The following is a 22,664-nucleotide window of genomic DNA, read 5'->3' as shown; positions in this document are numbered from 1 at the left end:
CATCGGCCATTCCGCACCCGTGTGCGGCATCGTGCACGCGGGATAGGCGGAAGATGCACGGAATTGGCGGAGTTGGCAGAGGATGGCGCGCGTGCGTACTTAATAGCGATTACATAAATCATATATCGGATTACATCGCCCCAAACGAATCGCGCAGTCATTGCGTCTACCGACCCCATCGGCAATATTTTCTCGTCGTTACGGGGATCTGGGGCTGCTTTACTAACGATCGTGAACCAACCGAGCATTCAAGAGCGCCTCTTTCCGAACATGACGTGTTTTGGCTGTGGACCGGCCAATCCGAAGGGCTTCCATCTGCGGAGCTTCAGCGCCGAAGAAGGAGAGGACGGCGTGGTGATCGCATCCTTCACACCCCGGCCCGAGCACGACAATGGCGTCGGCTTTCTCAACGGTGGGGTCATCGCCACCGTTCTCGATTGCCATACTGCCGCACTGGTGGTTCAAGCGGCGAGCGAGCGCGGGTGGAATCCGCCTCCGGGCGTGGCCCTCGCCTTCGTCACGGCGGGGCTCGACGTGCGTTTTCTCCGCCCGACGCCGCTCGGACCCCCGGTCGATCTCTGGGCGAAGGCCGAGGCGTTGAGCGAGACCGAGTGCATCGTTCTGGGCGAGCTGCGCTACGACGGCAAAGTGCGCGCGAGCGTCCGCGCCACGTGGAAGCGCTTTCGCGCGCGCTGAGGGAGATCGCCATGTCGCCCGAGAAAACGAAAGAATGGCTCGACCTCGTCTCGTCGGCTCTCTGCGCGCGAAAGTCGACGAACATCCTGGAGGAGATTGCCTGGAGCCGAAAGGTCGAAAAGGAGTTCTTCGACCACGAAGGCACGCGCCTTCCCGAGGTGACCTATACGGTCGATCGCGACGCACTGGAGTCGGAAAACGCCGACCTGGCGCGGGTCGAGGCCCGCATCGAGGGGGATGGCCCCATCCCGATATGGCTTCGGGCGGTGGTTCATTCGGTCATCGACAAGAATCGGCTGCTGCTCGCCGCAGGTACCAAGGAGTTCGGACGAATCTCCCTCGAGATCTACGGTGGCGCGCAGACGACGTTTTTCGGTCTTCCCGTGAAGAACATCGATCTGGCCGAACACCTGCTCGAAAGATTGCGGGTACACGGATGGGACGAAGCCGAGGAACGCGCCGAGACTCCGATGGATGCGCAAAGCTTTGCCGAGGAGCTGGCGCGACGGATTGCCAAACATCGACCGGTCATCAAGTGCGATGTCCTACTGGACGATAAGTGCACGTCCAAGGCCATCGCGGGCATGACCAAGGTGCGAGTGCGGCCCGATGCGCTGTTCTATCGATGGGAGGCGGACGGCCTTTTCTGCCACGAAGTGGAGACACACTCCTACAGTGCGCACAACGGAGCGGCTCAGGAGCATGCCCCGTTTCTCAAGAGCGGTGGTCCGCGTTCGACGCCCACGCAGGAAGGACTCGCGGTGTTCGCGGAGTTGTACAATGGCAACTTGGCAACGCCGCGCCTCGAGCGCCTGGCCACGCGCGTGAAGCTCGTCGCCATGGCCGAGGATGGCGCCAGCTTTTTGGATCTGTACCGCTTCTTGGTGGATCGCGGGCACGGGACACGGGATGCATTCCTCGATGCGGCGCGGGTGTCGCGCGGGGGCATTCCCGCGGGTGGTTCCTATTTCACCAAGGATGCGTGTTACTTGGCCGGGCTCCTCCACGTTTACGCTTTTTTGGCGGTCTTCGTACGCGGTGGTTTTCGAGATGAGACGGAGCTCCTATTTACGGGACGCATTGCACTGGAGGACATCTCCGCGCTGGCATCGTTGCGCGCGATGGGACTCATTTCGCGTCCTTTGCATCGTCCGAGATGGCTCGCGCGCTGGAATACGCTGCTGCCCTATTTCGCCTTCAATTCTTTCATGGAGGAAATCAAACTAACATCGGTCGAGGCGCACTACCGTGAGCTCATCGCCAAAGCCGAACGGGCGGTGGCTCCGCACGATGAATCGACGCCGCACGGTCGCACGTGACGGAGCAGAAGCGTTTGACGTGATGACGAAATGAAGATGCATATTGGGTGGCACCAGGGCGTCGTTCTGGTGATATCTTCATTCCACTTCCAATGACGCGACCTCTTCAAAAAATGGCGAACTACCCCCGGCTCGCGCAGCGAGGCGCGGACGTGCGGGTTGCCGGCGCCCGCACGGTCGCGCCCGCAGCCAATGCACCGCGCTGTGTCGCCTGTAGGCAGCCTTTCACCGGGCGTCTTTTCGACCCCGAGGTGCAACTGTTGATCGAGGGCTGGCGGCGCTGTGGCCCTGCGTGGCTCTGTCGCGACTGTTCGTGACGTGATGCCTCACTACGCGCGCATCGGATAGCTGGCTTGCATGGCTGCATGCCATTTGGCCACGTGGGCGGGGCCAATGCGTAGCGATTCGCGTTCGGGGGCGAGGACCAGCCCGCGACGCTCGTAATAGGCTTTGACGATAAGGGATTCGAAGGACATCGGCACGACGCGCTCTCCGGGCCCGAAGAGCGACGCGCCACCGAAGCTCGGCCAAAAGGCATACGCCGACGAGCCCCCGGGATAGCGCAGCGTGCGATCGACGGACACGACGCGCGTGCGCTTGGCCCGCTCGAGCAGATCGAGCGTGGGATTGCCCGCGGCGGCCACGGCCTCGCGCACGAAGGCCGCCGGCTCCTCGTAGCGCTCCGCCCCAGGGTAACTGCCGTGCGCGAGCAGCATGACGCCTTCGCGGGCGATGGGCTGGTCGCCCGGCGAAGATCCCATGTTCAAGACGAGCCACGCGTCATGAATCACCAGCGCCAGCACGGCCGCTTCGCGCGCCGAGCAAACGATGTGGGGCACGAGCCGGCCGGCCCAGTACACCATGGCCGCTTCATCGATGAAAATAGGAACCGCGGTCTCGCTCTGCGGACCGGGGACGCTCATGACCCCGTTCTCGAAAGGAAGATAGAGCGGTGTGCGAAGGAGCAATTCGTAGAAGGCGTCGGCCGCCTCCTGGTGAAAGGCACCCTGCACACGCGCGAGGGCGATGCGGAGTGCCGTCGCGCATTTGACGTTGTCCTGCGAAGGTAAGGCGTCCACGTTGGCGTACAGAAGCAAAAGGCACGCCATGGCGCTCCGACGTCGAGATCACGTCAAATCAAGGCGATCGCAAACATCCGAGGTGTTCCGCGCTGTACCAAAGCGCGCCGGGTGTACGCGGTTCTCGGTACATCCCTTGGTACAGCGCGTACCGTCGTCGTGCGCCTATTGATTGTCGACGCGCGCTTCGATGACGTCCTGGATATTCTGCGGAACATCCGAGAGGAAGTTCAAGTTCGTCGCATTCTCGATGCTGCGGGCCGAGACGCGGAACGACTTCCAATCGTCACCCATATTGATTTTGCTGTCATCGTTGGGCATGAGCACCGCAATGATGCGCGTGCTCGTGGTCACGTCTGCCGCGCCGGCGCCGACGTGATCGAGAACGGCGACCACCTTGAAGGTGCTATCCGGTACGACCACGCCAGAGCCGATGGTGCTCGAGCTGGAGGTGACGACGCCGCCGGCGATGACGAAGAGCTCCTTGCCGGAGTTGGCGAGGGTGCGGCTGTAGGACTCGAGCTTTTCCCATGGGCCACGGTTGTTGTTCGCGGCCTGGGGGACCATGTTCGAGAGGAAGAACGTGATGCCGTTGGCCGTCGCCGACTTCGTGCGGTCGCCCGAGGGGCAGATATGGCCGCGGTCGTAGCCGCTGCCGCTGTAGTCCGCGAGGGACGCTTGCGCCATGCCGGAGGGCAGGGTGTCGTCCGGCCGGTAATTGTTCGAGCGATCGGCGCTTCCGAGGTAGCCCGTGTTGAGCTCCCAGCTCACCCAATTGGGGATCTTGCGGCTGCTGTTGTACGAGTGCACGTACTCCGATTTGACCGCGAGGTAATCGTTCGGGTCATTGGTGTTGGCATCCGACGGAATGCCCAAGGTGGTGTGCACGCTGAGGCTTGCCCCGCCACCGCTCGATCCACCGTCGCCACCGCCGCCGCCCGAATCCGTCCCGCCATCGCTGCCGCCGCCCGTGTAGTCCTGGATGGACACGTCGTCGACGTCGATGCGGTTGCTGCCGCCATCGAGCTTGCGCACCTGCAAACGCACGTTGCCCGATTGGTTCACCGCGAAGGTAGCCGTGGACAGCGTGTTCGGGGCCGTGGTGACCGCCGAACCAATTTGTGTCCAGGTGGAGCCCTGGTTGCGCGAATAGAAGAGGCCCCACGAGCCGTTTGCATCCGAGCCGTAGGTGGCGCTCTTGATGGTGACCGTGCCGGCATTGGCGCGGTCGAACCCCATGGTGACCTTGCCCGCGTTGCGAACGCGCGTGGCGCGGCCGCCATTCTTCACGTCGCCATCGAGTGTGCCGACCAAGGCGTCGTCCAGGTTCCACGTGCCCGAGGCAAACGTCACATTTGCCGCGGCGTACGCCGTTTTGGTACCGGACTCGAAATCTTCCACGGTCGCTGCTGCGACGGCGCTCGGGGGAGCGACGGGGGCGAGCTTGTCGCCCGTGACCGTTTCTTCGTACGAGTCGGCGGCGCCGGCACATGCCGGGAGGGCAGCCATGCTGCCGACGGTGAGAACTCCGAGGATCCAAAGGCGATTTTGTCGCATAGGCGCTCCGCTGATTCCCAAGCTCGCCCAAGCGAATACGAATGTCAATTTGATTGGGGCTTACATGAGCCACAATTCACGGAGCGATCACACGAATGTCACTATTTGTGTAATTCGCTCTCCGTCGATTAATCCTGTCACGAGGATTTCAAGCCGTGGCGCGCCATCTTGTTGAGAAGGCCCTGGCGCGAGAGCCCCAGCCGCGCCGCTGCATGGCTGCGATTGCCGTTGGATCGCGCGAGCGCCTGGACGATTTCGCGTCGTTCGAGTGCGCCGACCTTCTCCTCGAGGGGCGCCGATTCATCGGCGGTTTCGAGAGCAGAAACCGACGCTTCATTCGTGTTTCGCAGGGAGGGCGAGAGGTCGGCCTCGAGGATTTCGTCGCGCCCTGCGGCCATGACGAGCGCGCGTTGCATTTCATGGCGCAGCTCGCGGAGGTTGCCGGGCCAATCGTAGGCCTCCATTCGTCGGAGCGCTTCCGGCGAAAGCCGTGCCATGGCGGCGTGTGGCACGAGCGCGCGTGCCTGGTTGATGAAATGTTGCGCAAGCAACGCTAAATCCCCCGCCCGATCGGCGAGGCGCGGCAATGCGATTTCGATGCCGCGTACGCGCCAATAGAGATCATCGCGAAATGTTTTCCCGGCAACCATCGCCTCGAGCGGACGGTGGGTGGCCGAAAGCAGCCGCACGTCGACGGTGAGCGGGCGTGCGGCACCGACAGGGAGGACCTCGCCGCTTTCCAAGGCACGGAGCAGCTTCACCTGCAGGCCGACCTCCAAATCGCCGATTTCGTCGAGGAACAACGTGCCGCCGTCGGCCTCGGCGAAGAGGCCTCGCGCGTCGGCGACCGCACCGGTGAAGGCGCCGCGCTTGTGCCCGAAGAGCGTGGACTCGAGCAGGGCAGGGGCGAGTGCGCCGCAGTTGATGGCGACGAACGGCTTTTTGGCGCGGGGGCTGCGGGCGTGGAGGTAGCGAGCGAAGACTTCTTTTCCGGTGCCGGATTCGCCGGTGAGGAGGACCGGGACGTGCGCAGGGGCCGCCCGCTCGGCGAGGGTGCGCGCGTCGAGAAAGGCCGGCGAGGTGCCAAGGAGGCCGATTTGCTCGCGTGCGGCGGTGGCGAGCTCCGTTTCGAGCTCGGTCACGCGATCCTCGAGCTCGAGGCGTGCGGCGGCGCGCGCGCAGACGGCGAGCAAGACGTCGGGATCGACGGGCTTGGCGAGAAAGTCGTACGCGCCGCGCCGCACCAAGGAGAGGGCGAACGAGCTATCGCCGGACCCGGACACGACGACGACTTTGGTGGCGGGGCGCTCGGAGAGGATGCGTTCCATGAGCGCGGCGCCCGCTTCGGGCTGGCCCGAGGGAGGTAGCATCAGGTCGAGCACGACCATGCGCGGCGCGGCGCGTGTGAACGCGGCGAGGGCTTGTTCGGGGGTGCCAGCGGAGGTGACCGCGAAGCCCTCGCCCTCGAGCAATTCCGTGTAGACCGCACGAAACGCGGCGTCGTCATCGACCAGGAGAATGCCTTCTTTGCGCCGGCTGGCCATGCCGGCAGCATAGTGCCTTACCGCGGGCTGGGCGGCCAGGTGACGACGAAACACGCGCCACCGTCAGCCGGGCGCTGATGAACGAGCGTGCCTCCGTGGCGTTCGACCCAGCGTGCGGCGATGGCCAGGCCGAGGCCCGTACCAGGATGCCGCTCGTCGCGCCCCCGGCCCGTGACGAAGGGCTGAAAGAGGCGCTCTTCCAGAGATTGCGGGACGCCGGGGCCATTGTCGCGGACGACGATGCGAACGACATCGGGCTCGCGTTCGAGGCTTACCGTGACTTTGCCACCGTCTCGACCGGAGACCGCAATGGCGGCGTTTTGGACGAGTGCCGTGACGACGTCCATGAACGCATGGCGGTCCGCCTCGAGCGACGCCGCGGCGTCAGCTGCGTGCACGTCGATGGGCGGAGGGGCCTCGGGAAAGGCCTGGCGCACATGGGAGATGGCGAGATGCAGTGCGGCACGTGCATCGAAGTCGCGCACCTCGAGCGGGCGCGGCTTTCCGTAGCGGAGGAGATCGTCGAGGAAGCGCTTGGCGCGATCGACCTGCGCGCGCACGCTGGCCACCAGGGCCGGCGATGCGCCGCCGCGCTCGAGCAGTTTGGCCTGCGCGGCGATGACGCCGAGTGGATTGCGGATCTCGTGGGCCACGGCGCTGGTGAGGCGGCCGATCTCGGCGAGGCGCTCGGCGTGCTCCGCGCGCGTTTCGCTCGTTTCCACTTGCTCTGCGAGCTCGGGGATGTTGATGGGGCGACGGAACAATCTTCGGCCAATGGCCTCTACGATCAAATTTCGGAGAGGCTCGAGGGGCAGTGCAGCGAAGAAGACGACGAAAATGAGCCAGATGACCGAATGGCTTCGTTCCGGCGCCAAGTGCGGGAGTGCGAGGTAAAACACGGTCAATCCCAAGGCCGATAGCGCCGCGGTGACGACGGCGTAGACGGCGCCTTGCACGACGAGCTCGCGCGCGCGACCGTGTTCGCCGCGCAGAACGGCATAGGCAGCCAGTGCGACGGAGACGAGGAGCAAGGGGGCGGCCGCATCGACGTCGCCCAGGGAAAGGACGCGAAGTCCGATGACCCCGCCACCGCCGAGCGTACCGGTGGCGCAGCCCAGGACCAGCGCGATGGGCCGCGTGCGCGGGGCTGGGGCTTTGGCGGCGAGGTGCGCGAGCCAGGCGATGTTGGCCGTGGCTCCGGCCGCGGAAACCGCGGCGAGGGGAAGAAAGAGGACTCCGGGGCCATGCGCGCCCGGCCCATAGAGAAGGCGTGGCCAGAGGACGCCGAGGAGCACGACGGCGATGCCGTAGCCGTAGGCCACGGCGAGAATGCGCGGTGCACGAATGCCGGCGACGTCGGCGCCGGCGTGGAGGTAGGTGCCGGCGAGCAACATCCCGAAGGGAAGCACGCGTTCGGCGACCATTTCCATTTGGGGCGTCTTCAAGAGAATCAGGCCGGTGACCCAGAACGCGAGCGACAAGCAAAGCGCCACGAGGCCGCGCCCCTCACTGCGCCCGAGGCGAAGTGCGACCAGGCCCACTGCGAGTGCGACGGCCCAGAGCGGGTAGAGCGCGATCGCAGCAAACGGACTCACGCGCTCTCCGGAAAATGACGTGCGGCGAGCCGCTGAAAGCTCCGCTCTGTCTCCCGCTGGAAGAACGGCCGAACGACGAGCCGATCGACGAGGCGGCCGAAGAGCCCCCAGCGCACGTCGTACGTGTACGCGGTGGAAAACTCGAGAAGCCCGCCCGGCCGCGGCCGATAGAGCCAGAGGCCCACGCCGTGTCGGATGAGGGAACGGACGTCGTTGGAGCCGAATTCGAAGGTCGATTGCTTCACCGGCCGGTGCAGCTTGTAACGGCCCCACCCGCGGATGGTGATGCCGCATATCGTCTTTTCGTAAATCATGTCCGTTCCGGTACGAATGGTATCCGATAACATGATGATGCGGCTAAAACGATGATCCCAATTGGGATGCTCCACGTGGTCTTGGGTGATGTCCCAAACGGTCTGCGCGGAGGCGCGCAGTTTCACCGAGACATGAATGGGGCGTGGTTTGGGCAGGCTCGCTTCGACGAGCCCGAGGAGCCCCACCACGGCCACGATGAGAGAGGCTGCGGCCATGACGCCCAGCACGATGCGCAGTGCCGCGGGCGCATGTGGCTCGAGGACGATGGCCGTGGGCAGGGTGTGCCAGCCGGCGGACGCGGAGAAGACGGCATGGAGCAGGACACCGGCGAGGACGCTGAGAAAGACGTGTGCGGCGTATTCGCCGGCGGGGAGACCTCCCTGCGAACGGCGCGAGGCCGGTTCGATGGCCACGTCGAGGGCGGCGACGGCGACGTCCAGGACGAAAAGGCCGACGAGTGCGAAGTAGTACGTGCCGCCGAGTCGAACATTGGGAACGAGGGCGAACTGCGCGGCGTACACGAAGCTGCGCACCACGTGCACCCATGCCTCGATACGTGACTCGGGGCGTTTGCCGAGTTGTGCTTTGTACGTATGAAAATAGGCCATGTCGAAGGCACCGACGGCGCCCATGATCGCGAGAACGATGCATGCGGTGAGCATGCCGAGGGCTTTGCAGCGCGCGTGCCGTGCAATGAAAAGCTAGAAGATTTACAGGAGGCGGGGAGTTTTGGTGTCCACGTCGCGGACGCACTGTCCACGTCGTGGACAGCAGGATCCTCGGGAATATGGGCCTTTTTGGCGATGCCGCGACGGCACGCGGGTCGCAAGGACGGGGGCATGAAGCCCATCGAACGTCGCGATATCGCTCTTCACATCTTCCGTATTGCGGTGGCCATGGTCGCTCTCGGGGGCGCCTCGAGGTCGCTGGGGATGGCGCTCGTTGGATCGCTGGCGCTCTTCTTTGCCGCCTTTTCCCTCACGCACGATCTGGCGCACGGCGCGCTGGGCTTGCCCCGTCGGGTCAATGAGGTTGCCCTTTGCGTGTCGGGGTTGCTCATGCTCATGAGCGGTCATGCGATGCGCATCATGCATTTGCGCCATCACGCCCGCCGGGCGGACGACATCGAGGGCACCGGCGCGCACCTTACCGCGTGGCGCGCGTTGTTCGTGGGCCCTCGCAATGCGCTCGCTCTGCGCCGTGGTGCGTTTCGCATCGCGCACGGCTTGCCGCTGCGATGGCAGATCGGCGAGACCTCGATGAACGTGGCCGCTGTGGTTCTGGCCATGGGCACGGGGTCACGCGTGCTTCTGGTGCACGTCGCGGTGGCGACCGTGCTTCAGTGCACGCTCAGCTTCTGGGGCGCGTATCTACCGCACAACGTTCCCTCGTGGCTCGTGGCGTTGGCGCGCCCGTTTGCCTTTACGCATTCGCCGACCATCTTGAATCTCATTTGCCACGACGTGCACCACGAGTATCCCAAGATCCCGTGCCAGCAGCTCGTTAGTCGGTAATGCGCTTGCGCCGCACGTACACCACCAGCGCAAATGCCAACAAGGCAGCGACGCCTGCGGAGGTGGCGAGCATGTGCACCACGGGGACGTAGCCGCTTTGCTTGATAATCATGCCGGCGACCCATGGCGAGAGCGAGGCGCCGGTGAAGGTCATGAGCAGGAGGAAGCCTTGCGCGGTGCCGCGTTCGTGTGCGGGAACGCTGTCGATGATCGTGCCGTACAGATTGGGCTCCGCCCAGCCTCGGCCGAATTGAGTCAATCCGTAGCAGGCGAGGGCGACGAACACGGCGTCGATGTGCACGATGGCGAAGGCCGCGGGCATGACGCCGAAATAGGCGAAGCCCACGAGCAGCGGGCGGGCGCCGCGGAGGCGGCCTGCGAGTGCGTCGGAGACGGTGCCGCCGGCGAGCTGCCCGAACAAGGTGCAGGCGAAGAACGCGCCCGTGAGGACACCCGCGGACGATACCGAGACGTGCCGCGCTTCGACCAAGTACAGCGGAAGAAACGTGTTGAGCCCATTCATCGAATACATGGCCGCGCACGCGGCCAGCGCAATGAGCAGCACCGGCGGCGAGGTGACGATGCGCCAATAGGCGCGTGGCTTTTCCCGTGATTCGGATTTCGATGGCCCGGTCGTGCCTCGCACGGGTTCTCGGAAATAACGTGCGAGCACGCCGGCGAGGACGACGCCGGGGAGGACGGAGAGGAAGAACGGCATTCGCCAGCCGAAATGCTCGCCCAAAAAGCCGCCCATGGCATACCCGGCGGAGCCGCCCAAGGTCGTGCAGACCCCGTGGAGCGCGATGGCCTTGCCGCGCTGATTGGGCCCGAACAGGTCCCCGATGAGGGAGACCGCCGTGGGAAAATAGCCGCCCTCGCCCAGGCCGGTGAGTGCACGCCAGACCAGCAACGAGGCGAAGCCGGTGGCGGTGCCGCTCATCATGGTGACCACGCTCCACCCGAGCAAGGCCGTCAGCAGAATCGTCTTGCGCGAAAACCTGTCCGACAGCGCACCGATGAGCGGCGCCGACGCCGCGTACACGATGGTGAAGCCCGTGGTCAGCGCGCCCAGCTTTCCCGTGTCGATGTGGAACTCTTTCCCGATGAGCCCTTGCAGTGGGAACACCAGGTGCCGGTCCATGTAATTCAAAAAGGCCAGCGCCATGAGAAGGCCCAGGGCCCCCCACCGATTCATCGCTTTCGTGTTTCGCGTCGCGCGGGCGTGGACGGCAGCTTCCATGATGGTACCTCTAGACCATTCATCCCGAGAGGACGACATGGATCGATTGACCCTCAAGCTTGCCGCCGAAGCGCTTCTCCGTGCCAACGATCGCCAAGGGTGCACCGTGCCGGCGCCTGCGCTGTATCCGCATCAGTGGAATTGGGATAGTGCATTTTGCGCCATTGGATGGGCCTACATCGATCCTCGCCGGGCAGCGCGCGAGCTGGAGATGCTTTTGCGTGGCCAGTGGGAAAACGGGATGATCCCGCACATTCTCTTCAACCCGGAAGCCACCCATTACGAACCGAATCCCAAGGTGTGGCAGATCGACCAGGCGCCGGGGCGTCCCCAAGCCATCGCCACATCGTCCATTACGCAGCCTCCGGTCTTGGCCACCGCCGCGCGTTTCGTGCTGGAGCGCTCGGGCGGAGATCGCACGGTGGAAGAGATTTTACGGCGCGTCGTCGTGGCCGCGGACGCGTGGCATGCATGGTTTCTGCGCGAGCGCGATCCGCTGCAGCAGGGCCTGCCGGCCATCGTGCATCCGTGGGAGAGCGGGCTCGATAATGCTCCGCGCTGGGATGCCGCGCTCGCGCGCATCGATCCCGGTGAGGTCACGTACACGCGCAAAGACAATGCCGTGGTGAGCTCGGAGCAACGGCCCACGCGCTTCGATTACGATCGGTACTTCTTCTTGGTGGCCGAACGCGCCAAGCTATCGTTTGCCCCGCCAACGCCGTCGCGTGTGAGCTTTCTCGTGCAGGACTTGGCCATCGCCTCCATCCTCTGCCGCGCGGAGGAGGATTTGCATGCCCTCGCGCGCGCGCTCGGTCTCGAGGTGCCGCATGCCCTGGAGCGGCGGGCCAAGCTCGCCGCGGGGATAGCCAGTCTCTACGATACGACGCGCGGGTACTACCACGACCACGATCTCGTGGGCGATGCCCCCATCACCGTCGAGCACGCATCCGGTTTTCTTCCGCTCTTCGCCGGCGTCGTCCCGCTGGAGACGGTGCCGCGTTTGGTGGCGCGCCTCAAAGACCCCAACAAGTTCGGCACGGCGTGGCCCGTTCCGAGCGCACCGGCGGACGATCCGCAATTCGATCCGCGTCGGTATTGGCGTGGTCCGAGTTGGATCAACGTGAACTGGATGATCATCGAGGGCCTTCGTCGGGCCTCCTGGCGGGACGACGCGGCGAAACTGACCGACCGCACACTCGACCTCGTGTCCCGTTCTGGTTTTCGCGAGTACTTCGAGCCCAATACGGGCGAGGGTTTGGGCGCGGAGAACTTCTCGTGGACCGCGGCATTGGTGCTCGATCTTCTGGCCAAGTCCTGACAGCATCCCCTGCGAAATAACAAGGAGGCATTCTCATGTCGGTCCGAACGCAACTCGTCGTCATCGCGACTGCATTGCCATGTGTGCTCGGTGTGGTCGACGTCGCCGTCAGCAGCGACGCCGCCGCGGCACCGCGCGCGGAAAATGGATTGGCGCGAACCCCGCAAATGGGCTTCAACAATTGGAATGCCACGCACTGTCGCGCGGACTTCAACGAAGCCATGGTCAAGGGCATTGCCGATTTGTTCGTCTCCGAAGGGCTGAAGGACGCCGGTTATCAATACGTGAATCTGGACGACTGTTGGGCACTTCCCAACCGAGATGCCACCGGTAACCTCGTGCCCGATCCGGTGCGGTTTCCCAACGGCATCAAGGCCGTGGCCGACTACGTACACGGGAAGGGACTCAAATTCGGTATTTACTCCAGCGCAGGCAGCAAGACATGCGACCGCAACGGCTTTCCCGGCGGCCTCGGTCACGAGCAGCAGGATGCCAATCTGTGGGCCTCGTGGGGTGTCGACTATTTGAAATACGACAATTGCAACAACCAGGGCGTGGATGCCGTGCAGCGGTACACGACCATGGGCAATGCCTTGAAGGCCACCGGCCGGCCGATTCTCTATAGCCTCTGCGAGTGGGGCGAGAACAAACCGTGGACCTGGGCGAAGGACATCGGCAATTCCTGGCGCACCACCGGGGACATTACCGATCGGTATTCGAGTATGCTGTCCCTGTTCAAGAAGAACGTGGTGCTCGATGCCTACGCGGGGCCGGGGCATTGGAACGATCCGGACATGCTCGAGGTGGGCAATGGCGGAATGACTGATACGGAGTACCGCAGCCATTTCGCCCTTTGGGCCATCATGGCGGCGCCGTTGCTCGTGGGCTCGGATCTGCGCACGGCCACGCCGGCTACCTTAGAGATTCTGACCAACAAGGACATCATCGAGGTGGATCAAGATGCGCTGGGTGTCCAGGGCAAGGAGATCCGGCAGGCTGGCGGATTTCACGTCATCGTGAAGCCGCTGTCCAATGGGGATCGCGCGGTGGCCTTGTTCAACGAGACCGATGCGCCGGCAACGATTTCGACCAGCGCCGCGGAGATCGGGCTCGCCCACGAGGTGGCGTACAAGATTCGCGATTTGTGGTCGCACTCCACGAAGGAAACAGCCGGGGCCATCACGGCCAGCGTTGCGGCGCACGGGACGGCCATATTTCGCATCGGACGCGATCCGCACTGGGCGCAGTATCCACCGGCGGTGGACTTGGGCATCGCAGCTCCCGCGACATCGCCAGGGCTTCCGCTCTTGGTCGCGCCGGGGAGCCGGGCCACGGTGACGACCACCGCCACCAACGACGGATTCGTGCCCGCGGTGCTGCCCCAGGTGACGCTCTCCGCGCCCGCGGGGTGGCGTGTGCAGGCCCAATCGTCGAGTCGTGATCGTGTGATTTCGAGCAACGAGGCATTGGCCACCACGTGGTCCGTGGCGGTGCCTTCGAATGCGGCGCCGGGCAATTATCCTTTGGATGCGACGGTCAGCTATTTCCCAGGGCAGGGAAGGGCGACGGTGGTCAAGAGCCACATCGACGTGACGGTGCCGGAGCTGCTTCCGCGCGGGACGAGCTACCTGGGCGACGATCCATGGCTTCGTGCCGACAATGGGTGGGGGCCGGTGGAGCGCAACACCAGCGTGGGGGAGGACCACGCGGGCGATGGGCATCCCCTCGTCGTCAACGGCGTTACCTATGCCAAAGGGCTCGGCGTGCACGCGCAGAGCTCCGTGGTCTATTACGTGGGCGGCACGTGCTCGAAGGTGCGGGCGCTCGTGGGGCTCGACGATGAAAAGACGGGCGCCGGATCCGTCGCCTTCGAAATCTGGGCGGACGGCACGAAGGTGGCCGACAGTGGCCTCATCGTGCGCGGCACGCCGACGAAGACGCTGGAGGCCGACGTTTCGCGCGCGACCGTGCTGCGGCTGGTCGTGACCGACGGCGGCGATGGCATCACCAACGATCACGCCGATTGGGCGGATGCGCAGGTGGTCTGCCCGTAATACGCTGCGGGGGATGGCGCTGCAGAACCGTGTCGATCCCTTTGGCCAAATCTTCGCCCACCCCGCGCGCGGACTCTGGCTCGGCAACCGGGGCTGGCTTCATTCTCCGTCGCGCACCATCTTGCGTCCCTGGCAGGTGCGCCGTTGGATCATCTGCCAGCTCGAGTTCCGCGGCCGCCACCGCGAGGTGATGAGTCCGCGCCGGACGTGGACGGAGTTGTTCTTCCTCGACGAGGCCACCGCATTCGCCGCAGGGCACCGGCCCTGCGGCGAGTGCCGCAACCCGGAATTTCGGCGCTTCCGCGACGCTTGGCGCGCGATCCACCCCGGAGATCCCTTCGGGGTCGACCCGATGGACCGCCGCCTCCACGACGAGCGCGCGCTCGGTCATGGGAGAAAAGGCGAAAAGCGCACCGTCCGCGCCGAGCTCGCGGGCCTCCCCGACGGCGCCTTCATCACCGACCTGGGGCGCGCATGGCTCGTGCTCGATGGCGAGCTCCTCGCCTGGTCCCCCGAAGGCTACACCGAGCGCCGTCCGCGCCCCACGCGTGCCACGGTGGACGTGCTCACCCCGCCGAGCATCCTGGATGTGGTTCGTGCCGGCTATCGCCCCCACGTGCATCCGACGGCCTAGCACGGCTCTTGGTGCCGGATCGGGCTCGGAGCGCCGCTTTTATGTGCGGCGGTGCCGTGGCCGCAATGGGCCTCCAGAGCGATCGTGCAGCCTTGCGCTGGCGGGAGGTGGTATCGCGATGGTCTTTCGGGCCGCCACGGCGTCGGGGTGTCCGGGACAGGCGGACGGCTGTCCGTGACAGGGGCGCCGGTGCGTCGCAGGGCCCTTTTCGGCGAGGATATGGATTGGCACCACATTGGCAATGCGCCGGTCAGACCTCGCGGGTGCGGAGATCCGGACACCGGGCTCGCAAGGTCGCAGATCAAGATGATGGGTTGCCGTAAGGTACAAGCGGGAGGCAACAGCCCTCCACATGCCCGTTGACAGTTGGAGTCACCCCTACGGGGGTCCAGCCAGCGGGAACCACATGAGGAGCGGTGACGGGAAGCGCAGCGGGCGCGGACCGGTGGCCGAAGACCTCGTTGGGGAAGCTGCGCAGACAACTGCTTGCATCCACCGGAACTTTTCTACCCCTCATTTTATCTGGCAAAGAGAAAGGCCAGAAGAAGAAGGTCTGAGATTGCGCGGAGCGCGCGATCACGCACCCGTTTGTACCTTGCTCCCCGTGGTGCTGCGAGTTCCACCTTCACTGCACACCGAGAGCGATAGCCCTTTCCTCGAGCTAGAGTGTCACCGAGACTTCGACATCGCCGTCTTTGCGAAGGACGTTGACGCCCACGTCGCGGGCGTGGCGTTGAAGATCGATGTCGACGGTCGCGTTCCCGACGCGCAGACGGCGGATCTCTACCCGGTTGAGAAATGCCGGTAGCCGCGGATGGTCGAAATACAATCGAGGGCGATCGGGATTGGGCGTCGGCCGGAAGGACAGTCCGAGGCACGCTTGGAGCAGATAAAAGACGCTGGCGCTCGCCCAGGCTTGCGGCGAGCACGCCACGGGGTAGAGCGTCGGGCCCTCGTTGGGGCGGCGTGCGAAGCCGCAAAAGAGCTCGGGCAGGCGGTGCAGATCCATGAACATGCTGGCGTCGAACAGGGCGCCGAGGAGCCGTTGCGTTTTGTCCTTGAATCCATAGCGAGCGAGACCCATGGCGATGAGCGCGTTGTCGTGCGGCCAAATGGACCCATTGTGGTACGACATGGGGTTGTAGCGCGCTTCGCCTTTGGCGAGCGTGCGCACGCCCCACCCGGAGAATGAGGCCGGTTCCAACAACGTTTTCCCCGCGCGTTCGGCGTGCTCTGGGTGGGCGATGCCGCTCCAAAGCACCTGCCCTGCGTTCGACGTTCGAACACGGCAGGGACGCTTCGCCCCGTCCAACGCGAGCGCGAACGTGCCCAGATCCTCACACCAGAATGCGTGATCGAATTGCGTGCGCAGCTGCAGGGCTTCCGAGCGCAGCGCCACGGCGCGCGCGGTGTGCCCAAGGGCGTGTGCCAGATCGGCGGCGCGCACCTTTGCCTTGTAGACGTAGCCTTGCACCTCCGCGAGCGCGATGGGGCCTTCCGCCGCGCTGCCGTCTTGATGAAAGACGGAGTCCTCCGAGTCCTTCCAACCTTGCTGGGCAAGGCCCTTGGCGCTCTTTCGTTGGTACTCGACGAACCCGTCGCCGTCGAGGTCACCGTATTCCTCGATCCAGGCCAGCGCCCGCTCCACGTTTGGCCAGAGGCCCCGTAGAAACTCCAGATCGCCCGTTCGCCGATGGTAGGCACCGGCGAGCACCACGAAGAGCGGCGTGGCGTCCACCGTGCCGTAATAGCGCCCAAATGGGATCTCGCCCAATGCCGCGAGCTCGCCCTTTCGCGTCTCGTGCAGAACCTTTCCCGGCTCGGCATCCTGCTCTGGGGCTTCCTCGCGCGCTTGCGTCGAGGCCAGGTAGGAAAGCACGCCCCTCGCCATGGACGGATCTACCCAGAGGTATTCGAGCGCGGTGAGGATGCCGTCGCGTCCGAACGGCGTGCTGTACCAGGGCACCCCGGCATAGGGATACGCCGTTTCGGGATTCCCCGCGGTGAGCATCACCAAATCTGCGCTTGCCCGCTGGAGGCAATCGTTGAATTGCGCATTCGACGTCTCCACCGCACAGCCGCGTGCGCGCGCCTCTTGAACTGCCTTCTCTGCGCTCTCCCGCACCGTTGCGAAGTGCACGTGCGCCGAGGGCGCGCGCGGCGGGCGCACGTTGGGTTCGCAAGCGATGCTTGCATTGAGCTCGACGGTCTCGTGCGGTTCCAGCTGCAGCGCGTATTCGATCCGATCGGCGGTCAAATGCGTCGGCGCCGGCGAACACGCGATTTCCGTACTGCGCGTGATGCCGTCGAGGCCGCGGTAGGCCAGAACCATGCGGTCCTCCGTGTGCATGGGGCTCAAGTCGTCACCACGGCGTGCGCGCCTCACTCCGCGCACTTCGAAAATGTCAGCGTAGTCGGCCGCAAAAAGCAGCGTCACCTGCAGCGCGATGCGCCGTTGGCAGTAGTTGACGATGCGCAGCCTTTGATGGCACGCCGACTCGCTGAGCAACGCGGCTCGGAACACGTGCACCGTGCCCTTGAGCACCTCGAGCTGCTCCGCCACATACAGATCGGGCGTGGTGACGTCGACGGTGAGCAGGCTGTTGTCCTGCTTGACGCTGGAGCCCAGAAGCATGGGCCTCTGCCCGTTCAACCGCAGCTCGAGCTGGGAGAGAAACCGCGTGCCCTGATGGTAGAGCCCCTGTTCTCCTGTTCCGATCGGCTGAATGTCGCCGAACCGATCGAACACGGCGAAGGTCTCACCGTTCTTCAACACCCATGTGCGGTCGTCGGTGCGTGACGAGGTTGCCAGCACGTACCACCGGTCTTCGATTCGTATGGTTTCCATCGCTCTCCGGACGAATCATCTCCGCATGCGGGGAATCATGCCACGCGAAGTCGCTCATCCGACCCTGCCTGGCGGGCATACACGTCCACGTAATTGCGAGCCATCCGTTCCACGGTGTAGCGTTGCTCGAAGACGTCGCGGCAGCGGCGCCGGTCGAGCTCGTGAACACGCGCCACGGCCTCCACGGCCTCGTCCTCGCTTTGCACCACGTAGCCGGTCTCACCGTCGACCATGATCTCGGGCACCGAGCCACATCGCCACGCGATGACCGGCGTTCCACATGCCATGGCCTCGATCATCACGAGGCCGAACGGCTCCGGCCAATCGATGGGAAACAGGACCGCTCGGGCATTGCCGATGAAGTCGCGTTTTGCGACATCATCGATCTCACCAATGAATTCCACGTCGGCTCCGGTGATCAAAGGCCGAATCTGGGCTTCGAAATACTCCCTATCGACGGCATCGACCTTTGCGGCAATCTTGAGTGGCATTTTTGCACGACGCGCGATGGCAATCGCCCGATCGGGACGTTTCTCCGGCGAGATGCGCCCGATGAACGCGAGGTACGAGCCGCCATCGGGTTGGAAGAGGTAGAGATCGCGCGGCAGGCCATGATGGATAGTGGCGACCCAATGGTTGTGGGGAATGGGGGCGCGCTGGGCATCGGAAATGGAGACGAGCGGCACGTCGTGAAAGTACGAATAGGTGTGAACGAATTCGGGCAAGTCGAGCCGCCCGTGCATGGTGGTGACGCTGGGAAGGCCGAGCCGGCGCACCAATGGAAAATGGCAATAGTCGAGATGGAAATGGAGAATGTCGAACTCGGACGCCGCCTCGACGATCCGATCTACCATGACGACGTGGTGCGAATTGGGGTTGTGGCACGATCGATCGAGGCGAAGACTTCGCTCCACCATCGGCCGTAGCTGTGCACGTGTGATGGAATCGCCCGAGGCGAAGAGGGTGACGTCGTGCCCTTGTCGAACCAGTTCTTCACAAAGGTACGAGACGACCCGTTCGGTTCCTCCGTATAATTTTGGTGGCACGCTTTCGATGAGTGGAGAGACGATGGCAACTTTCAATGGATCACCCTGATTTGGTCAGGGTGCGACGTGCAATCCGTGTGCGCGCGATTTTCGCGTGTTTAGGCCGTTAGACACGAGACGCAGCAGCGCAACGGCACCAATGCCGAGCCAGATCACGTTCAAAATGGCGGAGGGCCACGCACCATTGTGCGCCGAATTCGTCGCCAGGGCGGCGCTGCCTACGACGTTCATCCATTGGAACGTGGCGCCGCTGGCCTCGAGCTTGCGCGCCGAAGCGAGCGCGTAGGAGGCGAGAAGCAGCGCGGCGCCGGTCCAGCCGGCGAGGGAAATCAGCAGTGGGTAGTCGGACATGGCCGCGAGTGTGGCAGACGCCACCTTCAAGAAAAGCTAGATTATGTGGAGCATCATGTAAGCTCGGCTTACATGGACGTCGATCCGCGAAGGTTACGGGTTCTTTTGGCCGTCGTGCGCGCGGAGGGCGTTACCGGAGCCTCGCGCGTGCTGCACCTCACGCCGCAGGCCATTTCCCAGCAGATTGGGAGTCTGGAGGAGGAGCTCGGGGTGGAGCTCTTCGATCGCACGCACCGGCGGCTTTCACCCACGGCCATTGGTTTGACCTTGGCGGGCCATGCGGAGCGGCTCGAGGCCGAGCTCGTTGCGGCGGGAAGGGCTGTTGCGGCCGCGACAGGTCGCGTCTCCGGTGTGGTGCGCATGGCAGCTTTTCAATCGGCCATCCGCTGGCTGGTCATCGAGGCGTTGCCGATCCTGCGCGCCGAGCAGCCGGGCGTGATCCCCATGGTCATCGAGCTGTACGGCCTCGGCGTGGAGAAGTCGCTCCGCACGGGCGAAATCGATCTCATGCTCGACGAACGCGACGACGACCAGGACGATCCCAGTGCCCCGGGCATCGAGGTCCGCCAGCTCCTGCGTGATCCCTATTACGTCGTGGCTTCGGCGTCGCTCGCGCGCGAACTGCGCACGCCAAAAGCGCTCGCGGCGCAGCGATGGATCGCCGCGCCGGAGGGCACCAGCTTGGATCTCGCGCTTCAGCGGCTCGCCAAGCGCGGCAAATTCGAGCCCACCGTGGCGCACGTGTGCAAGGAGTTTCCCTCGGTGCTCGCGCTCGTGGCGGCCGGTGAGGGCGTGGCCATCGTGCCGGAGCTGGCGCTGGGGGATGCCCGCGGCGTCGAGCCCTGTCCACTCACAGGGCTCGGCGCACGCAAGCTGCTCGCCATTCAGCGCGTGTCCAAACGCGGTACGGAGCCGGCCGTCGATGCCGTCGTCCGCGCCCTCACCCGCAAGAAGGGGTGACGGATGGGCGCATCAACCGCCGTAGCCGGCGAAGATGCGCGTGAAGTCCCACGGCTGCTGCGACACCCCGGAGCACGAATCCGCAGGGCCTCCGGTGCACGGGCGGTCGCGGTTGACCGACCAGAACGTGAGCCGCGCCAGGTGGTGCTGGTTGGCGTAGTTCAATATGGCTCGGAAGTCATCCAGCGTAACCACCTCGTTTTGATCGGTGTTGCCGTTCATCGAGGAGATGCCGCTGTGCCGATAGGCCTGGTCGTCGGTGTAGCCGTAGGCATTCTTGACCGCGTTTTTCAGGCCTTCGGCGGCCCGCTGGGTCAAGGTGCCCATGTTCTGACCTGCGCCGCCGAAGTCGAACGGCATGATGGTCCACCCATCCACGGTGAGCCCGGAGGCCGCGCCGCGGTTGATCATGTCCGGATCGGGGCCATTCGTGCCGGTGCCGAAGGTCACGTAGACGCTAATGCCCGGGTTGTTCTGCTTGATGATCTTCAGCGCGTCGACGGTGCGTTGTTTCACCGTGGCGCTCGCGTAGGCATCGGCCTCGATGTCGATGTCGATGGCCTTGAGGCCCAAGGCGTTGATGACGGTTTGATAGGCATTCGCGAGGGAGCTGGCGCTGCCGCACGATTGCTCGAGCTTGTTGCCGCTCCAACCGCCGAACGACACGATGACGTCGCCGCCGTTGTTGCGAATCGTGTTGATGGCACTTTGGTCCGCACCGCCGGTGAGCCCGCGCTGGCCATCCCATTGTGGATTGCACGTGCCGTTGCTCAAAATGAAGGCCATGGTGAACCACTTCACGCCGGTGGCGCTCATCACCGTGGCCGGGTTGGGCGGGGCGCCCCACCCTTGATAGAGGTACGGCGCCACCGCTTTGGCGCCCACCGGAGGCTGCGTGGGGCCGCCGGTCGGTGCGTTCCATTTCTGGTTGGCGCCGCCCGAGCAGTCCCAAATCTGCAATCGCGTTCCATTTGCAGAATTGTTGCCCGAGACGTCGAGGCACTTGTTCGCCGCCGGGTTGACGATGTCCTTGGCCGCGGTCACAGTCCACTGCTGGGCCGCCGTCCCATTGCAGTCGTAAAGCTGGATCTGCGTGCCGTTGGCCGTTCCGGCACCGGCGACGTCCATGCATTTGCCCAGGGCGCGAATGGTCCCATCGGTTCCAACGTTCCACTGTTGGGCGGTGGTGCCATTGCAATCGTAAAGCTGGACGGCCGTGCCGTTGGCGCTGTTGGCGCCCGCCACGTCGACACACTTGCCCGCGAGGCCGCTGATCTGACCCGTGGCCGCGGAAGCCTGGGGTACGTCGCCGATGGTGGCGAGGAGAAATGCACCGAAAAAGAAAGCCGTTCGCTTGATCATGGAGTCGTCCATTTCTGGTTGGCACCGCCCGAGCAATCCCAAAGTTGCAACCGTGTTCCGTTTGCAGAGTTGTTGCCGCTGACATCGAGGCACCGGTTGGCTGCCGTGTTGACGATGTCGCGCGCGGAGCTCACCGTCCATCGCTGAGCGCCGCTGCCATTGCAGTCGTAAAGCTGGATCTGCGTGCCATTGGCCGTGCCGCCGCCGGTGGCGTCCATGCACTTGCCCAAACCGCGGATGGTCCCATCCGTTCCAATGGTCCATTGTTGCGCGCCGGTGCCGTTGCAATCATAGAGCTGCACGGCGGTGCCGTTGGCGCTATTGGCCCCCGCGATGTCCGCACACTTGCCCGCGAGCCCGCTGATCGGGCCGGTGCGGCCGCCGGGGGCGGTGTCGCTGGTGGTGACGTGCACGTAATCGACGACGAGCTGCGCGGGGAAGGGCGTGCTCGAGTTGGGATCGCCCGGCCAGTAGCCGCCGACCGCGAGATTCAAAATGATGTAGAACGGATGGTCGAACACCCAGCGATTGCCGCCAATGTCCGAGGGCGTTTTCGTCGAGTAGAGATTACCGTCGACGTACCAGCGAATGACATTGGGGGCCCACTCGATGGCGAACGTGTGAAAGCCATCGGCGAAGGCCTGACCATTGGGAAGCGAGTATCCTGCACCGACGCCGCCCGATCCGGAATAGCCGGGGCCGTGGAGGGTGCCGTGCACCGTGCCGGGCTCGAAACCGACGTTCTCCATGATGTCGATTTCGCCGCTGCCGGGCCAGCCGGCGGTGCCAATGTCGTTGCCGAGCATCCAGAATGCGGGCCACATGCCCTGGCCGCGCGGGACCTTGAGACGCGTCTCGAAGCGCCCATAGCGCTGCGTGAAGGTCTGCGCCGTCGACAGGCGCGCCGACGTGTACTCACAACGGCCATACCAACATTGGTAATTGCCCGGATTCTCACGGCGCGCGGTGATGACCAAGTTGCCTTGGCCGTCCATCGACGCGTTGCTGGTGCTGGACGTGTAGTACTGCCGCTCGTGGTTGTTGACGTTATCCCCGGTTTCGAAACGCCATTTGCTTTGGTCGATCGCACTCCCTGCCGGACCATTGAAATCGTCGGTGAAGGTCGGCGCCGCGGCCGCAGGCGTGGGGCTCACGGAGAGCGCAACGCCAAGAGCGGCCGTGGCGAGCATCGTCGCTTGTACATTCGTGCTCATGGGGCCGGCGCAGCTGCA

General features: G+C 64.5%; 19 protein-coding genes. 8 read left to right on the top strand and 11 right to left on the bottom strand.

The annotated features are described in order from the left end of the window. The first annotated feature begins 231 nt into the window (after nucleotides 1–231). The 3 genes from LVJ94_29555 (at nucleotide 232) to LVJ94_29545 (ending at nucleotide 2,332) form a co-directional block, all read left to right on the top strand. Nucleotides 232–696, top strand: a complete 465-nt coding sequence (locus LVJ94_29555) for a PaaI family thioesterase (GenBank protein ID WXB01054.1) — start codon at nucleotides 232–234, stop codon at nucleotides 694–696. An 11-nt stretch (nucleotides 697–707) separates the two neighbouring features. Continuing rightward, nucleotides 708–2,015, top strand: a complete 1,308-nt coding sequence (locus tag LVJ94_29550; GenBank protein WXB01053.1) for a flavohemoglobin expression-modulating QEGLA motif protein — start codon at nucleotides 708–710, stop codon at nucleotides 2,013–2,015. A 113-nt stretch (nucleotides 2,016–2,128) separates the two neighbouring features. Further along, nucleotides 2,129–2,332 (top strand): hypothetical protein, encoded by a 204-nt coding sequence (locus tag LVJ94_29545; protein ID WXB01052.1) that lies wholly within the window; start codon nucleotides 2,129–2,131, stop codon nucleotides 2,330–2,332. Between the two features lie 12 nt (nucleotides 2,333–2,344). Here LVJ94_29545 and LVJ94_29540 read toward each other — a convergent pair whose 3' ends face one another. The 5 genes from LVJ94_29540 to LVJ94_29520 all read right to left on the bottom strand — a co-directional run bounded on the left by LVJ94_29540 (nucleotide 2,345) and on the right by LVJ94_29520 (nucleotide 8,767). Next, on the bottom strand, nucleotides 2,345–3,124 hold the full coding sequence (locus tag LVJ94_29540) for a hypothetical protein (GenBank protein WXB01051.1): 780 nt from the start codon (nucleotides 3,122–3,124) through the stop codon (nucleotides 2,345–2,347). Nucleotides 3,125–3,259: 135 nt separating this feature from the next. Next, nucleotides 3,260–4,651, bottom strand: coding sequence for a DNA/RNA non-specific endonuclease (locus tag LVJ94_29535; GenBank protein WXB01050.1), 1,392 nt, complete (start codon nucleotides 4,649–4,651; stop codon nucleotides 3,260–3,262). Between the two features lie 137 nt (nucleotides 4,652–4,788). Next, complete coding sequence (locus LVJ94_29530; GenBank protein ID WXB01049.1) at nucleotides 4,789–6,195, bottom strand: sigma-54 dependent transcriptional regulator; 1,407 nt, start codon at nucleotides 6,193–6,195, stop codon at nucleotides 4,789–4,791. A 17-nt stretch (nucleotides 6,196–6,212) separates the two neighbouring features. Then, entirely contained in the window at nucleotides 6,213–7,790 is a 1,578-nt protein-coding gene (locus tag LVJ94_29525; GenBank protein WXB01048.1) for a HAMP domain-containing histidine kinase, read from the bottom strand. Beyond that, entirely contained in the window at nucleotides 7,787–8,767 is a 981-nt protein-coding gene (locus tag LVJ94_29520) for an SRPBCC family protein (GenBank protein WXB01047.1), read from the bottom strand. The genes LVJ94_29525 and LVJ94_29520 overlap by 4 nt, the downstream gene beginning before the upstream one ends. Nucleotides 8,768–8,944: 177 nt before the next feature. On the opposite strand from LVJ94_29520, the gene LVJ94_29515 reads away from it, so the two are divergent. Then, nucleotides 8,945–9,619: a fatty acid desaturase gene (locus LVJ94_29515; protein WXB01046.1), complete on the top strand. Its 675-nt coding sequence runs from the start codon at nucleotides 8,945–8,947 to the stop codon at nucleotides 9,617–9,619. Here LVJ94_29515 and LVJ94_29510 read toward each other — a convergent pair. Next, entirely contained in the window at nucleotides 9,609–10,859 is a 1,251-nt protein-coding gene (locus LVJ94_29510) for an MFS transporter (protein ID WXB01045.1), read from the bottom strand. The genes LVJ94_29515 and LVJ94_29510 overlap by 11 nt on opposite strands. A gap of 37 nt (nucleotides 10,860–10,896) precedes the next feature. Here LVJ94_29510 and LVJ94_29505 point away from each other — a divergent pair, with 37 nt between their 5' ends. The 3 genes from LVJ94_29505 to LVJ94_29495 are packed head-to-tail and all read left to right on the top strand — an operon-like array spanning nucleotide 10,897 to nucleotide 14,865. Continuing rightward, nucleotides 10,897–12,177, top strand: a complete 1,281-nt coding sequence (locus tag LVJ94_29505) for a hypothetical protein (protein WXB01044.1) — start codon at nucleotides 10,897–10,899, stop codon at nucleotides 12,175–12,177. A 35-nt stretch (nucleotides 12,178–12,212) separates the two neighbouring features. Then, nucleotides 12,213–14,231: an NPCBM/NEW2 domain-containing protein gene (locus LVJ94_29500; protein ID WXB01043.1), complete on the top strand. Its 2,019-nt coding sequence runs from the start codon at nucleotides 12,213–12,215 to the stop codon at nucleotides 14,229–14,231. A gap of 13 nt (nucleotides 14,232–14,244) precedes the next feature. Continuing rightward, a complete protein-coding gene (locus LVJ94_29495) occupies nucleotides 14,245–14,865 on the top strand; it encodes a hypothetical protein (GenBank protein WXB01042.1) in 621 nt (206 codons plus the stop codon). Between the two features lie 661 nt (nucleotides 14,866–15,526). On the opposite strand, the gene LVJ94_29490 is transcribed toward LVJ94_29495, so the two are convergent. Genes LVJ94_29490 through LVJ94_29480 form a run of 3 tightly spaced genes read right to left on the bottom strand, consistent with a single transcriptional unit; the run spans nucleotide 15,527 to nucleotide 19,134 of the window. After that, complete coding sequence (locus LVJ94_29490) at nucleotides 15,527–17,713, bottom strand: amylo-alpha-1,6-glucosidase (protein WXB01041.1); 2,187 nt, start codon at nucleotides 17,711–17,713, stop codon at nucleotides 15,527–15,529. Between the two features lie 35 nt (nucleotides 17,714–17,748). After that, nucleotides 17,749–18,795 carry a glycosyltransferase family 4 protein gene (locus LVJ94_29485; GenBank protein WXB01040.1) on the bottom strand — a complete coding sequence of 349 codons (1,047 nt, stop codon included), beginning with the start codon at nucleotides 18,793–18,795 and terminating at the stop codon, nucleotides 17,749–17,751. 18 nt (nucleotides 18,796–18,813) lie between these two features. Next, nucleotides 18,814–19,134, bottom strand: coding sequence for a hypothetical protein (locus LVJ94_29480; GenBank protein WXB01039.1), 321 nt, complete (start codon nucleotides 19,132–19,134; stop codon nucleotides 18,814–18,816). 48 nt (nucleotides 19,135–19,182) lie between these two features. Here LVJ94_29480 and LVJ94_29475 point away from each other — a divergent pair, with 48 nt between their 5' ends. Next, nucleotides 19,183–20,070, top strand: a complete 888-nt coding sequence (locus LVJ94_29475; GenBank protein WXB01038.1) for a LysR family transcriptional regulator — start codon at nucleotides 19,183–19,185, stop codon at nucleotides 20,068–20,070. A gap of 12 nt (nucleotides 20,071–20,082) precedes the next feature. On the opposite strand, the gene LVJ94_29470 is transcribed toward LVJ94_29475, so the two are convergent. Next, entirely contained in the window at nucleotides 20,083–21,432 is a 1,350-nt protein-coding gene (locus LVJ94_29470) for a ricin-type beta-trefoil lectin domain protein (protein WXB01037.1), read from the bottom strand. After that, on the bottom strand, nucleotides 21,429–22,646 hold the full coding sequence (locus LVJ94_29465; GenBank protein WXB01036.1) for a family 16 glycosylhydrolase: 1,218 nt from the start codon (nucleotides 22,644–22,646) through the stop codon (nucleotides 21,429–21,431). The genes LVJ94_29470 and LVJ94_29465 overlap by 4 nt, the downstream gene beginning before the upstream one ends. Nucleotides 22,647–22,664 lie beyond the last annotated feature (18 nt).

The organism is Sorangiineae bacterium MSr11367 (assembly GCA_037157805.1).
Lineage (GTDB): Bacteria > Myxococcota_A > Polyangia > Polyangiales > Polyangiaceae > Pendulispora > Pendulispora rubella.
This window is presented reverse-complemented; position numbering and strand designations above follow the sequence as displayed.